The following is a 13,900-nucleotide window of genomic DNA, read 5'->3' as shown; positions in this document are numbered from 1 at the left end:
TTCAACAAGGTGGGATTCGGGATGTCCGCGACGAGCATGGCCGCGCCAATGGGGGTGCGGCAGGTTGCCATCAATGTTCCGGCGGCGCTGACCGCCGGGGCGCTGCTGCTGCTCGGCGGCGGGGTCATCGCCCAGGCGGTGAGCCCACGGCAGGCGGAGCTGTTCCTGCTCGGTGCGGCGCTGGGGCTGGTGCTCTACCATGCGGCCTTCGGCTTCACCTCGGCCTGGCGGGTCTTTATCGCCGACCGGCGTGGGGCGGGGCTGCGGGCGCAGATGGTGATGTTGGCCATCGCGGTGCTGCTGTTCTTTCCGGTGCTGGCGGCGGGGACGCTGTTCGGGGAGCCGGTGCGGGGGCTGGTCTCGCCGGTCGGCGTCTCCGTGATATTCGGCGCCTTCCTCTTCGGCATCGGCATGCAGATGGGCGGGGGTTGCGCCTCGGGCACACTCTATACAGTGGGCGGCGGCTCGGTGCGGATGCTGCTGACGCTGGCGGCTTTCATCGCCGGCTCGGCGCTTGGGGCGGCGCACCTGCACTGGTGGTCGGCGCTGCCGCATTTCGCACCGGTCTCGCTGGTGCAATCCTGGGGCGTCGTGCCGGCGCTCGTTGCCAACCTCGCCGTCTTCGCCGGCATCGCCTGGCTGACGGTGGTGCTGGAGCGGCGGCGGCATGGGCGGCTGGTGACGCCGCCGGATGCGCCGCGGCGAGGCCTTGCCCGGCTGCTGCGCGGGCCCTGGCCGCTGGTTGCCGGGGCGGTGGCGCTGGCGGTGCTGAACTTCGTGACGCTGGCGCTGTCGGGGCGGCCCTGGGGGATCACCTCGGCTTTCGCCCTTTGGGGGTCGAAGGCGGCGGCATTGATCGGGCTTGATCCGGCAAGCTGGCCCTATTGGCAGGCACCCGGGCCGCGGGCGGCGCTGGAGGCGAGCGTGCTGACCGACGTCACCTCGGTGATGGACTTCGGCATCATCCTCGGCGCGCTGCTGGCCTCGGCGCTGGCGGGGCGGTTCTCGCCGGGTTGGAGGGTGCCCTGGCGCTCGGCGCTGGCCGCCGTGGTGGGCGGGGTGATGCTGGGCTACGGGGCGCGGCTCGCCTATGGGTGCAATATCGGCGCCTATTTCTCGGGTATCGCTTCGGGCAGCCTGCATGGCTGGGTCTGGATGGTGGCTGCCTTCTTCGGCAACTGGCTGGGGACGGGGATCCGGCCGCTCTTCGGGCTGGAGGTGGAGCGCCTGCCGCGGCAGACGGGGTGCTGATCCAACTGCCCGCTTTCGTTTTGGGCGCGGGTGGCGCATCCTCGCAGGGTGACGACAACCCTACCGCTTGCGGAACTTTCGGATCGGCAGCAGGCAATCCTGAGCCTGGCCCGCGGGGCCGGGCGCGTCGGGGTGGAGGAGCTGGCGGCGCGCTTCGCCGTCAGCCCGCAGACCATCCGCAAGGATCTCAACCTGCTGCGCGACCTCGGCCTGCTGGCGCGGCAGCATGGCGGAGCGATGCTGGCCTCGGGCGTCGCCAACGCCTCCTACGAGGCGCGGCGGGCGCTGGCGCATGAGGAGAAGCGGCGGATCGCGGCGCGCTGCGCGGCGCTCATCCCGGATGGCTCCTCGCTATTCATCAATATCGGCACGACGACGGAAGAGGTGGCGCGGGCGCTGACCCGGCACCGCGACCTGCTCGTCGTTACCAACAACATTCATGTCGTCTCCATCCTGCTGCCCAGCCCGGGCGTCGAGGTCGTCGTTGCCGGTGGGCCGGTGCGGCAGAGCGATGGCGGCATCGCGGGGGAGGCGACGGTCGACCTCGTCTCCGAGTTCAAGCTGGATTTCGCGGTGATCGGCGCCTCCGCCCTCGATGAGGATGGCAGCCTGCTCGACTACGACTACCGCGAGGTGCGGGTGTCGCGCGCCATCCTAGGCAATGCCCGGCAGCCGATCCTGGTGGCGGATGCGGGGAAATTCGAGCGCTCGGCGCCGATCCGCATCGGCCATGTGCGGCAGCTGCATACGGTGGTGACGGACCGGCCACCGCCGCCGCGCTTCGCCGAGGTCTGCCGGGAGGCGGGGACGCGCGTGGAGCTTGCGGAAAGCGAAAGCCGGTGAGGTGCGGTTAGGGCGCGAAATTTTCGCTTGCGCTTTCGGTTTGGCTGGGGAAGCATCGGCGCAACGTCCAGGGACAATCGCGTGGCAGCAATGGGCAACAGCCAGGTTCAGGATCTCCTCGTCATCGGCGGGGGCGTGAATGGCTGCGGCATCGCCCGCGATGCGGTGGGGCGGGGCCTCTCGGTAACGCTCGCCGAGAAGGGCGACCTGGCGGGCGCGACCTCCTCCTCCTCCACCAAGCTGATCCATGGTGGGCTGCGCTATCTGGAGTACCGGGAATTCCGCCTGGTGCGAGAGGCGCTGATCGAGCGCGAGGTGCTGCTGCGGGCGGCGCCGCATATCGTCTGGCCGCTGCGCTTCGTGCTGCCGCACAATGCCGGGCAGCGGCCCTGGCCGATCCTCAGGCTTGGGCTCTTCCTCTACGACCATCTGGGCGGGCGACGCATCCTGCCGCCGACGCGCAGTATCGATCTGCGGCGGGACCCGGTGGGGGCGCCGCTGAAGCCGGATCTGACGCGCGGCTTCGAATATTCCGATTGCTGGGTGGAGGATGCGCGGCTCGTCGTCCTGAACGCGCGCGATGCGGCGGACCGGGGCGCGACGGTGCTGACGCGGACGCGTGTGACCTCCGCCCGGCGCGAGGGCGGGCTGTGGCATGCGACGCTGCGCGACGAGGATAGCGGCGCGGTGCAGGAGGTCCAGGCACGGGCGATCGTCAATGCGGCGGGGCCCTGGGTGGGTTCGGTGCTCGGCGGCGTCGCGGGCGTCAACACGCCGGCGCGCGTCCGCATGGTGAAGGGCAGCCATATCGTGACGCGGCGGCTCTATGAGCACGACCGCTGCTACATCTTCCAGAATCCGGACGGGCGGATCTGCTTCTCGATCCCCTATGAGGAAGACTTCATGCTCATCGGCACGACCGATGAGGAATTCGAGGGCGACCCGGCAACGGCAAAGATCTCCGAGGCCGAAACCACCTATCTCTGCCGCGCGGTGAGCGAGTATTTCCGCAAGCCCGTCACGCCCGCCGATGTGGTCTGGAGCTATTCCGGCGTGCGGCCGCTCTATGACGACGGTGCCAGCCGGGCGCAGGAGGCGACGCGCGACTACGTCCTCAAGATCGACGAGGCGGAGGGCGGAGCGCCGCTGCTCAGCGTCTTCGGCGGCAAGATCACCACCTATCGCCGGCTGGCCGAAGCGGCGATGGCGAAGCTGGAGCCGCATTTCCCGGGGCTGAAGCCGGGCTGGACGGATGCCGCCTCGCTGCCGGGGGGCGATTTTCCCTGGGATGGGGCGCCGGCGCTGGTCGAGGCGTTGCGGCGCGACTACCCCTTCATCGAGGCCAAGCTGGCGCGGCGGCTGGTCCGGCAATATGGCACGCGGGCCAGGCGGGTGCTGGGCGATGCGCGCAGCATGGCGGATCTCGGCCGGCATTTCGGCGCCGGGCTGACGGCGCGCGAGGTGGATTGGCAGATGCGCGAGGAATGGGCGCGTGCGCCGGCCGACGTGCTGTGGCGGCGGACCAAGCTGGGGCTCCGGGTCGATCAGGCGGGGCAGGCGGCGCTGGCGGCGTATATGGACGCGGCGCGGGCGGCGGCCGGGAGGGCGGCGGAATGACGGTGCGGGCGGACGGGCTGGCGCTGTCCTCCGGTGGCGAGGCGGTGCTGCATCCGGTGACGCTGGAGCTGCAGCCGGGGCTGCCGAATGTGCTGCTCGGCCCGACCGGCGCGGGCAAGACGACGCTGCTGCGCCTGCTTGCGGGGCTGGACCGACCGAGTGAGGGGCGGCTTTTCGCCGAAGGGCGGGAGGTGACGGGGCAGCCGGTGCGGCGGCGGAGCGTCGCCATGGTCTACCAGCAGTTCATCAATTATCCGACGCTCAGCGTCTTCGAGAACATCGCATCTCCGCTGCGCGTGGCGGGGTTGAAGCGGACGGAGATCGAGGGGCGGGTGCGCGAGGCGGCGCGGCTGCTGCGGCTGGAGCCCTATCTGGCGCGGCGGCCGCTGGAGCTGTCCGGCGGGCAGCAGCAGCGGACGGCGATCGCGCGAGCGCTCGTCAAGCGGGCGGCGCTGGTGCTGATGGACGAGCCGCTGGCCAATCTCGATTACAAGCTGCGCGAAGAATTGCGCGAGGAGCTGCCGAAGCTCTTCGCCGAGAGCGGATCGGTCTTCGTCTATGCGACGACGGAGCCGGCGGAGGCGCTGCTGCTGGGTGGGTTCGTCGCGACGCTCTCGGAGGGGCGCGTGACGCAATTCGGTCCGGCGGGCGCGGTGTTCCGGCGGCCGACGGACCTGCCCACGGCGCGGGTCTTCTCCGATCCGCCGCTGAACGAGGCGCCGGCGCGGGCGGAGGGCGGGCGGCTGGTGCTCGCCACGGGCGCGGTGATGCCGGCGCCGGCGGGCGTCGCCGATGGGGCCTGCACCATCGGCATCCGCGCGCATCAGGTCTCGCTGGAGCCGTTGCCGGGCGCGGTCGCCCTGCCGGCGGTGGTGCGCGTCGCCGAAGTGACGGGCTCCGAGACCTATGTGCATTGCAGCGTCGGCGGGATGGATTGGGTGGTGCTGACGCCCGGCGTGCAGCGGCCGGAGCCGGGGCAGGAGGTGACGCTCTGGCTCGATCCGCAGCGCTGCCTAGTCTTCGGCGCGGATGGCCGGCTTGCCGCCGTCGCGCCCCTGGCGGAGGCCGCCTGATGGCCCGCATCGCCTTCGAGCGCCTGGCGCATGGCTATCCCGGCAGCAGCGCCTACGCACTGAAGCCGATGGATATGGTTTGGGAGGATGCCGGCGCCTATGCGTTGCTCGGGCCATCCGGCTGCGGCAAGACGACGCTGCTCAACATCGTCTCCGGGCTGCTGCAGCCGCGCGAGGGGCGGGTGCTGTTCGACGGGCGGGACGTGACGGCGCTCTCGACCGAACGGCGCAATGTGGCGCAGGTGTTCCAATTTCCCGTGGTCTACGACACGATGACGGTGCGGGAGAATCTGGCCTTTCCCCTGCGCAACCGCGGCGTGCCGCAGGCGGCAGCGCGGGCGCGGGTCGAGCATGTAGCCGGGCTGCTCGGATTGACCGCGATGCTGGACCGGCGGGCGCGCAACCTCGGCGCCGACGACAAGCAGAAGATCTCGCTTGGGCGGGGCCTCGTCCGCGACGACGTGGCGGCGATCCTGTTCGACGAGCCGCTGACGGTGATCGACCCGCACCTGAAATGGGAGTTGCGCTCGCGGCTGAAGGAACTGCATCGCCAGGTGCCGGTGACGATGATCTACGTCACCCATGACCAGACCGAGGCGCTCACCTTCGCCGACCGGGTGGTGGTGATGAGCGAGGGCGAGGTGGTGCAGGTCGGCACGCCGGAGGCGCTGTTCGACCGGCCGGCGCATAGCTTCGTCGGGCATTTCATCGGCTCGCCGGGGATGAATTTCCTGCCCTGCGCGGTGGAGGGCGATACCGCCATCCTGCCGGGTGGGCATCGCGTCGACCTGCCGCGCGGTTATGGGGCGCTGGCGGGCAAGGTGGAGCTCGGCATCCGGCCGGAATTCGCGGCGATTGCCCGGGACGGGTTGCCGGTGACGGTGCGGCGCGTCGAGGATCTTGGGCGGCGTCGCATCGCGCGAGTGGAACTGGACGGGGTGCCCTTCGCCGCCACCTTGCCGGAGGGGATGGCGGTGCCGGCGGAACCACGGCTCGCCCTCGATCCCGCACGGATGCACATCTATGCCGATGGCCGCTTGGCCACGGGGGAGGGCTGAGCGATGAGCAAGCCGCTCGACAACCGCGCCTGGTTCCTGGTGCTGCCGGTGGTGGCGCTGGTCGCCTTCTCCGCCCTCATCCCGGTGATGACGGTGGTGAACTACTCGGTGCAGGATAGCTTCGGGAACAACGAGTTCTTCTGGAACGGCACGGGTTGGTTCAAGGAACTGCTCGATCCCTCGACCGATCTCGGCGGCCGGTTCTTCGATGCTCTTTGGCGGACGCTGCTGTTCAGCGCTCTCTGCCTGCTGATCGAGGTGCCGCTAGGCATCGGCGTGGCGCTGACCTTGCCGCGCAAGGGATGGGGCGTCGCCGCCTCGCTGGTGCTGCTGGCCCTGCCGCTGCTGATCCCCTGGAACGTGGTGGGGACCATTTGGCAGGTCTTCGCGCGGCGTGACATCGGCCTGCTGGGCGCGGCGGTGAACGGGCTCGGCATCGAGTACAACTATGCGCAGACACCGCTGGCGGCCTGGGTGACCGTGGTGGCCATGGATGTGTGGCACTGGACCTCGCTGGTCGTGCTGCTCTGCTATGCGGGGCTGCGCGCCATCCCGGATGCCTACTACCAGGCGGCCAAGGTGGATGGCGCCAGCAGTTGGGCGGTGTTCCGCGCCATCCAACTGCCGAAGATGCAGCGGGTGCTGACCATCGCCATCCTGCTGCGCTTCATGGACAGCTTCATGATCTACACCGAGCCCTTCGTGGTGACGGGCGGCGGGCCGGGCAATGCCACGACCTTCCTGTCCATCGACCTCGTCAAGATTGCGCTCGGGCAGTTCGACCTTGGTAAGGCGGCGGCGATGTCGATCGTCTACAACCTGATCGTGCTGACCGTGTGCTGGGTCTTCTTCGCCACCACGACCCGCAGCCAGAGCGAGGCGGTGCAATGAGCGGCGCGGCCCTGGCCCCTGCGGCCCTCGCCAAGACCCGCGCCCCGGCGGAGAGTGGTGCGCTGCGCGCCGCCGTGCCGCGGCTGGTGCTCGGCCTTTACATTCTGTTCCTGCTCGTGCCGATCTACTGGCTCGTCAATATGAGCCTGAAGACGAATCTCGAGATCAACTCCGGGATGACGCTCTGGCCGCAGAACCCGACGCTGGAGCATTACCGGCGCATCTTCACCGATGCCTCCTGGTACAGCGGCTACATCAACAGCCTGACCTATGTGGCGCTGAACACGGTGATCTCTCTCGCCGTGGCGCTGCCGGCGGCCTATGCCTTCAGCCGCTACCGCTTCCTCGGCGACAAGCACCTGTTCTTCTGGCTGCTGTCGAACCGGATGGCGCCGCCGGCGGTCTTCGCGCTGCCCTTCTTCCAGCTCTACAGCGCGGTCGGGCTGTTCGACACGCCCTGGGCGGTGGCGCTGGCGCATTGCCTGTTCAACATCCCGCTTGCGGTCTGGATCCTCGAGGGCTTCATGTCCGGCGTGCCGCGCGAGATCGACGAGATGGCGGCGATCGATGGCTGGTCCTTCCCGGCCTTCTTCATCCGCCACTTCCTGCCGCTCGTCGCGGGCGGCGTCGGCGTCGCGGCCTTCTTCTGCTTCATGTTCTCCTGGGTGGAGTTGCTGCTGGCGCGGACGCTGACCACGGTGAACGCTAAGCCAATCGTGGCGACGATGACGCGGACCGTCTCGGCGGCGGGGATGGACTGGGGGCTGCTCGCGGCGGCTGGCGTGCTGACCATCATCCCGGGAGCGATCGTCATCTGGTTCGTCCGCAACCACATCGCGCGTGGCTTCGCGCTGGGGCGGGTGTGATGGCCCTCGGATGGATGGCCTGGACCTGGCAGACGGCGCTGTTCTTCGGCCTGTTGCTCTGCGTGCTGGCGGCGATGACGACGCTCGCGGCGCTGCGGCCGGAGCGGGACCGCATCGGGATGCTCGGCCTGCCGACGACGCGCGGCGACCGGCTGTTCCTGACGCTGCTCGGCGCCGCCTTCATCCATCTCGGCTGGCTGGCGCTGGCCGGGGATGCGCCGCTCTGGGGCGCCAGCATCGTGTCGCTCGTTTACGGGGCGATACTGTTTCGCTGGACCTGACCGAACGCGGCTGGCCATGAGGTTCGCCGTGCCTTGCTGAGGAGGGAAACGCAATGAATGCCATGACACCGATGGGCCGCCGCAAGTGGCTGCTCGGCAGCGCCGCGGTCCTCGCCGCGCCGGCGCTGCTCCGGCCGAGCCATTCGGTCGCGCAGGGGGTGGACGCCGCGCGCCGCTGGGTCTCCGAGGAATTCCAGCCCTCGACGCTCTCGCAAGAGCAGCAGATGCAGGAAATGGAGTGGTTCGCCCGCGCCGCGCAGCCCTTCCGCGGCCAGGAGATCAACGTCGTCTCCGAGACCATCACCACCCATGAGTACGAAGCCCGCACGCTGGCCCGCGCCTTCTCCGAAATCACCGGCATCCGCCTGCGGCACGACCTGCTGCAGGAGGGCGATGTGGTGGAGAAGCTGCAGACGCAGATGCAGTCGGGCCGCAACGTCTACGATGCCTGGGTCAACGACAGCGACCTGATCGGCACGCATTTCCGCTACCAGCAGGCGGTGCCGCTGACTGACTGGATGGCCGGCGAGGGCAAGGACCAGACCCTGCCGACGCTCGACCTCGAGGATTTCATCGGCCGCAGCTTCGGCACCGGGCCGGACGGCAAGCTCTATCAGTTGCCCGACCAGCAATTCGCGAATGTCTACTGGTTCCGCTACGACTGGTTCAACCGGCCGGCGATCAAGGAAGCCTTCAGGCGGCAATTCGGCTACGATCTCGGCGTGCCGGTGAACTGGTCCGCCTATGAGGATATCGCCGAGTTCTTCACCAACACGGTGAAGGAGATCGATGGGGTCAAGGTCTATGGCCACATGGACTACGGCAAGAAGGATCCCTCGCTCGGCTGGCGCTTCACCGATGCCTGGCTCTCCATGGCGGGCAATGGCGACCGCGGCATCCCGAACGGCAAGCCGGTCGACGAGTGGGGCATCCGCATGGAGGGCTGCCGCCCGACCGGCTCTTCCATCGAGCGCGGCGGCGACACCAACGGGCCGGCCGCCGTCTACTCCATCACCAAATATGTGGAGTGGCTGAAGAAGTATGCCCCGCCCGAGGCGGCGGGCATGACCTTCTCCGAGAGCGGCCCTGTGCCGGCGCAGGGCAACATTGCCCAGCAGATGTTCTGGTACACCGCCTTCACCGCCGACATGGTGAAGCCGGGCCTCGCGGTGATGAACCCGGACGGCACGCCGCGCTGGCGCATGGCGCCCTCGCCGAAGGGCGCCTACTGGAAGGAGGGGATGAAGCTCGGCTACCAGGATGCCGGGTCCTGGACGCTGCTGAAGTCCACCCCCGTCGACCGCCGCCGCGCGGCCTGGCTCTACGCCCAGTTCTGCGTCTCGAAGTCGACCAGCCTGAAGAAGAGCCATGTCGGCCTCACCTTCATCCGCGAGAGCGACATCTGGCACCAGTCCTTCACCGAGCGGGCCAAGCAGCTCGGTGGGCTGATCGAGTTCTACCGCTCGCCGGCGCGGGTGCAGTGGACGCCGACGGGGGTGAACATCCCCGATTATCCGCGCCTGGCGCAGCTCTGGTGGCAGAATATCGGCGACGCCTCCTCGGGCGCGAAGACGCCGCAGGCGGCGATGGACTCGCTGGCGGCGGCGCAGGACAGCGTGCTCGAGCGGCTTCAGCGCGCCAATGTGCAGGGCGAGTGCGGCCCGCGGCTCAACCCGCGCACCAGCGCCGAGCAGTGGTACGAGCGGGCGGAGAAGGACGGCAACATCGCGCCGCAACGCAAGTTGTCGAACGAGAAGCCGCAAGGCGAGACGGTCGACTACGACAAGCTCATCCAGAGCTGGCCGGCCAACCCGCCGCGCCGCGGCTGATCCGACTGGCGGGGGCTTCGGCCCCCGCCGCTTAACCCATCAGAGGTTCCGCCGATGCCCGCCGAAGGCCATATCCTCGCCCTCGATCAGGGCACCACCTCCACCCGGGCGATCGTCTTCCGTACGCCAGATCTCGCGCCCGTCGCCTCGGCGCAGCAGGAATTCGCGCAGCATTACCCGCAGTCCGGCTGGGTGGAGCATGAGGCGGAGGATCTCTGGGAAACCTCGCTCGCTGTGATGCGGGAAGCGATCGGCAAGGCGGGGCTCGCGCCCGCGCAGATCGCCGGCATCGGCATCGCCAACCAGCGGGAAACGACGCTGGTCTGGGACCGGCGCACCGGCCGTCCGGTCCATCGCGCCATCGTCTGGCAGGACCGGCGGACGGCCGCCACCTGCGCGGCGCTGCGCGAGGCGGGGCATGCGGCCGGCGTCGCGGCGATGACGGGGCTGCTGATCGATCCCTATTTCTCGGCGACCAAGATCGCCTGGATCCTCGATGCCGTGCCCGGCGCTCGGGCTGCCGCCGAGCGGGGGGAGCTGGCCTTCGGCACGGTCGATAGCTTCCTGCTCTGGCGCCTCACCGAGGGGCGCGTGCATGCGACGGACGCGACCAACGCGGCGCGCACCATGCTCTTCGACATCCGCGCCGGCGCCTGGGACCCGGCGATGTGCGCGTTGTTTCGCGTGCCGATGGGGATGCTGCCGGAGGTGCGCGACTGCGCGGCCGACTTCGGCACGACGACGCTGTTCGGCGCCGCGATCCCGGTGCTCGGCATCGCCGGGGACCAGCAGGCGGCGACGGTGGGGCAGGCCTGCTTCGAGCCGGGGATGGTGAAGTCGACCTACGGGACGGGCTGCTTCGCCCTGCTGAACACGGGGGAGGCGCCGGTCGCCTCCAGCCACCGGTTGCTGACGACCATCGCCTATCAGCTCCGCGGCCGGCGGACCTATGCGCTGGAAGGGGCGATCTTCGTCGCCGGGGCGGCGGTGCAATGGCTGCGCGACGGGCTCGGCATCATCAAGGATGCGGCGGAGAGCGGCGCGCTGGCGGCGCAGTCGGACCCGGCGGGGCGGCTCTACCTGGTGCCGGCCTTCGTCGGCCTCGGCGTGCCGCACTGGGACGCGGAGGCGCGCGGCACCATCCATGGGCTGACCCGCGCCTCGGGCCGGGCCGACTTCGCCCGCGCCGCGCTGGAGAGCGTTGGCTACCAGACGCGCGACCTGGTCGAGGCCATGCAGGCCGACATGGGCGCCGGGGCGAGGGCGGTGCTGCGCGTCGATGGCGGCATGGTCGCCTCCGACTGGACGATGCAGTTCCTGGCCGACGTGCTGGGGGCGCCGGTGGACAGGCCGATCATCCGCGAGACGACGGCGTTGGGGGCCGGCTACCTCGCCGGTTTGCAGGCGGGGCTTTGCCCGGAGCCGGCGGAATTCGCGGGGCGCTGGCAACTCGACCGGCGCTTCGGCCCGGTCATGGCCGAGGCCGAGCGGGAGGCGGCCTACCGCGGCTGGCGGCGGGCGGTGCAGCGGACGTTGTCGGAAAGCGCAACCTAGAGCGGTTCCGTTCGCACGGGCTCACGGAACCCGCTCTGGTCTGTTGTTTTGGCGAGCAAATACCTCCGATCAGATGATTCCATCCGATCGGAGGTATTTGCTCTAGCAGCCGGTGATGCGGCCGGAGGCGATGCAGTCCTGGTAGCCCATTGCCGCCTGCAGGGCAGGGAAGAGGAAGTACCCGCCGACCATCACGGCGACGATGACTCCGAGGGCGATCAGGCCGATCAGGTCGGGGCGTTGGCGATTCGACAAGGCGGGTGTCCGGACGGGGAGGCCGTCAGCCTATCCCCTGCGGCTGGACCCTTCCAGGCAGCGCGCCTAGGCTTGCCCGCAATCCATAAGCTTCGAGGAAACGCCATGGCCCGTCATCGCTGGCCCCTGCCGCCCGGCGATGCGGTCGCGGGCGTCCCTCCCGTTGAACCGCCCATGCCTTGGGCGCTGCTCGCGGCGGCCTGTTTCGGCATGTTCGCCGCCTCTTCCAGCGGCACGACGCGGGCGCCCTTTCTGCTAGAGATGTCACGCGATCTGGCGACGAGCCTGCCGCTGGTCGGCAACCTCATGGCCGTCACCTCGATTGCCTGGGGCATCGCCTCGGTGCTGGCCGGGGCGGGGTCGGATCGCTGGGGGCGGCGGCCTTTCCTCATCGGCGGGCCGGTGGCGCTGGCGCTTTGCCTGCTGGGCGTGGCGGGGGCGGGCAGCTTCCTCTGGGTCGCGGTCTGGGGTGCCCTGGCGGGCGGCTGCGCGGGCGCCTTCACCGGGGTGCTGATGGCCGAGGCTTCGGCGCGGGTCATCGACCGGCAGCGCGGGCGGGCGCTGGGCTGGGTGATGGCGGGGCAGTCGCTGACCCTGCTGGTCGGGGTGCCGATGGCGGCCTGGATCGGCGCCTCTCTCGGCTGGCGGGGGGTGAACCAGGTGGTGGCCGGGGTGGCGCTGCTGGCGGGGCTGGCGCTCTGGGTGACGACGCTGCGGCCGGCCCCGGGTGGGCATGGCCTGCGCAAGGCGGGGGCGGTGCGGGGCAAGGCGCTCACCGGGCCGGTGCTGCGGCTGCTGGCGATGGGGGTGGCGGAGCGCATCTGCTACGGCCTCATCGCCGTCTATTTCGCCACCTTCCTGCAATCGGCCTATGATCTGTCGCTGGCCGGCGTGGTGCTGCCGCTGGCGGTCTTCGCCCTTGGGAGCATCCTCGGCACGGTGCTGGGCGGGCAGTTGGCGGACCGGCTCGGTAACCGGCGGCTGACCTTCGCCGGGGCGATGTTCGGCTCGGCGGCGCTGGCGCTCGCGCTGTTCGGCTGGCTGCCGGGGCTGGAAGGGTCGGTCGCGCTCGGCTTCGCCTATGTCTTCGTCAATGCCATCGCCCGGCCAAGCCTGATGGCGGCGCTGGCGGAGGTGCCGGAGGATGTGCGGGGGACGGTGCTCGGGCTGAACGTCACCTCGGCGAGCGTCGGATGGCTCGGCGCGGCGGCGCTCGGAAGCTGGATGATCGCCCAGCACGGCTTCGCCGGCTTCGGGCCGCTGGCGGCGGGGATCGGCGTGCTCGGCGGGCTGCTGGCGGTGACGGGGCGGCGCTAGGCCTTGTCCTGATCCGCCGCCCGCTTCTCGGCGATGACGCTGGCGAGTGCCCGCAACGCTTCCGGCACGCCTTCCTGCGTCGCGCCGGAAAGCAGCAGCACCGGGCGGCCGACGGCACGCTCCAACGCCTTCAGCCGGCTGGTACGGGCCTGGGGCGTCATCGCATCCAGCTTGTTGAGGGCGACCAGCTCCGGCTTCTCGGCGAGGCCGTTGCCGTAGCCTTCCAGCTCCTCCCGCACGGTGCGCCATGCGCCGGCCGGGTCCGGCTGGCTGCCGTCGATCAGGTGCAGCAGCACGGCGCAGCGCTCGATATGGCCGAGGAAGCGATCACCGAGCCCGGCACCCTCATGCGCGCCCTCGATCAGCCCGGGAATGTCGGCGAGGACGAACTCCTCCGAGGCGTTGAGGCGGACGACGCCGAGCTGCGGATGGAGCGTGGTGAAGGGGTAGTCGGCGATCTTCGGCCGGGCGGCGCTGACGGCGGCCAGGAAAGTCGATTTCCCGGCATTCGGCAGGCCGACGAGCCCGGCATCGGCGATCAGCTTGAGGCGGAGCCAGAGCCACTTCTCCTCGCCCGGCCAGCCCTTGTCGGCGCGGCGGGGGGCGCGGTTGGTGCTGGTCTTGTAGTGGGCGTTGCCATGGCCGCCATCGCCGCCCTGGGCGATCACCACCCGGGCGCCCGGTGTGTCGAGATCAGCGAGCAGCGTCTCCTTGTCCTCGGCGAAGATCTGCGTGCCGATCGGCACCTTGAGGACGACATCCTCGCTGCCGGCGCCGGTGCGGTCCTGCCCGGCACCGTTGCCGCCCTTGCGGGCCTTGAAGTGCTGGGCATAGCGGTAGTCGATCAGTGTGTTGAGGCCATCGACGGCCTCCACCACCACATCGCCGCCGCGGCCGCCATTGCCGCCGTCGGGGCCGCCGAACTCGATGTACTTCTCGCGGCGGAAGGCGATGACGCCGTCGCCGCCGTCGCCGGCCTTCACCCAGACCTTGGCTTCATCGAGAAATTTCATGGGGGATTGGACCCTTGGAAACAAAAAAGGGGGCCTTGCGGCCCCCTTCGCA

The 13,900-nt window shown here is 69.9% G+C and carries 13 protein-coding genes; 11 read left to right on the top strand and 2 right to left on the bottom strand.

The window, feature by feature from the left end; translation table 11 throughout:
• The first annotated feature begins 21 nt into the window (after nt 1-21).
• The 10 genes from LH62_RS00625 to glpK all read left to right on the top strand — a co-directional run bounded on the left by LH62_RS00625 (nt 22) and on the right by glpK (nt 11,263).
• Nucleotides 22-1,251: a YeeE/YedE family protein gene (locus LH62_RS00625; RefSeq protein WP_043358593.1), complete on the top strand. Its 1,230-nt coding sequence runs from the start codon at nt 22-24 to the stop codon at nt 1,249-1,251.
• Nucleotides 1,252-1,299: 48 nt separating this feature from the next.
• Nucleotides 1,300-2,094, top strand: coding sequence for a DeoR/GlpR family DNA-binding transcription regulator (locus LH62_RS00620; RefSeq protein WP_043358591.1), 795 nt, complete (start codon nt 1,300-1,302; stop codon nt 2,092-2,094).
• A gap of 90 nt (nt 2,095-2,184) precedes the next feature.
• On the top strand, nt 2,185-3,711 hold the full coding sequence (gene glpD / locus LH62_RS00615; RefSeq protein ID WP_043358590.1) for a glycerol-3-phosphate dehydrogenase: 1,527 nt from the start codon (nt 2,185-2,187) through the stop codon (nt 3,709-3,711).
• Nucleotides 3,708-4,784 carry an ABC transporter ATP-binding protein gene (locus LH62_RS00610; RefSeq protein WP_043358589.1) on the top strand — a complete coding sequence of 359 codons (1,077 nt, stop codon included), beginning with the start codon at nt 3,708-3,710 and terminating at the stop codon, nt 4,782-4,784. Before glpD ends, LH62_RS00610 begins: the two co-directional genes overlap by 4 nt.
• A complete protein-coding gene (locus LH62_RS00605) occupies nt 4,784-5,842 on the top strand; it encodes an ABC transporter ATP-binding protein (RefSeq protein ID WP_043358588.1) in 1,059 nt (352 codons plus the stop codon). Before LH62_RS00610 ends, LH62_RS00605 begins: the two co-directional genes overlap by 1 nt.
• 3 nt (nt 5,843-5,845) lie before the next feature.
• Nucleotides 5,846-6,733, top strand: a complete 888-nt coding sequence (locus LH62_RS00600) for a carbohydrate ABC transporter permease (protein WP_043358587.1) — start codon at nt 5,846-5,848, stop codon at nt 6,731-6,733.
• Nucleotides 6,730-7,599, top strand: a complete 870-nt coding sequence (locus tag LH62_RS00595) for a carbohydrate ABC transporter permease (protein WP_082012265.1) — start codon at nt 6,730-6,732, stop codon at nt 7,597-7,599. Before LH62_RS00600 ends, LH62_RS00595 begins: the two co-directional genes overlap by 4 nt.
• A complete protein-coding gene (locus LH62_RS00590; protein ID WP_043358586.1) occupies nt 7,599-7,880 on the top strand; it encodes a DUF2160 domain-containing protein in 282 nt (93 codons plus the stop codon). Before LH62_RS00595 ends, LH62_RS00590 begins: the two co-directional genes overlap by 1 nt.
• A gap of 53 nt (nt 7,881-7,933) precedes the next feature.
• The gene (locus LH62_RS00585; protein ID WP_236552430.1) at nt 7,934-9,709 is read left to right on the top strand and encodes an ABC transporter substrate-binding protein; all 1,776 of its coding nucleotides are present in this window, start codon (nt 7,934-7,936) and stop codon (nt 9,707-9,709) included.
• Nucleotides 9,710-9,763: 54 nt separating this feature from the next.
• Complete coding sequence (glpK, locus tag LH62_RS00580) at nt 9,764-11,263, top strand: glycerol kinase GlpK (protein WP_043358584.1); 1,500 nt, start codon at nt 9,764-9,766, stop codon at nt 11,261-11,263.
• A gap of 102 nt (nt 11,264-11,365) precedes the next feature.
• On the opposite strand, the gene LH62_RS30940 is transcribed toward glpK, so the two are convergent.
• The gene (locus LH62_RS30940) at nt 11,366-11,518 is read right to left on the bottom strand and encodes a hypothetical protein (RefSeq protein WP_160299749.1); all 153 of its coding nucleotides are present in this window, start codon (nt 11,516-11,518) and stop codon (nt 11,366-11,368) included.
• A gap of 105 nt (nt 11,519-11,623) precedes the next feature.
• On the opposite strand from LH62_RS30940, the gene LH62_RS00575 reads away from it, so the two are divergent.
• A complete protein-coding gene (locus LH62_RS00575; protein WP_043358582.1) occupies nt 11,624-12,835 on the top strand; it encodes an MFS transporter in 1,212 nt (403 codons plus the stop codon).
• Here LH62_RS00575 and obgE read toward each other — a convergent pair.
• Nucleotides 12,832-13,848 carry a GTPase ObgE gene (gene obgE / locus LH62_RS00570; RefSeq protein ID WP_043358580.1) on the bottom strand — a complete coding sequence of 339 codons (1,017 nt, stop codon included), beginning with the start codon at nt 13,846-13,848 and terminating at the stop codon, nt 12,832-12,834. The two genes, LH62_RS00575 and obgE, sit on opposite strands and share 4 nt — an antisense overlap.
• Nucleotides 13,849-13,900 lie beyond the last annotated feature (52 nt).

Source organism: Belnapia sp. F-4-1 (genome assembly GCF_000802185.1).
Taxonomy (GTDB): domain Bacteria; phylum Pseudomonadota; class Alphaproteobacteria; order Acetobacterales; family Acetobacteraceae; genus Belnapia.
Note: the sequence above shows the minus strand (reverse complement) of the source record. Positions and strands in the feature narration are given on the sequence as shown.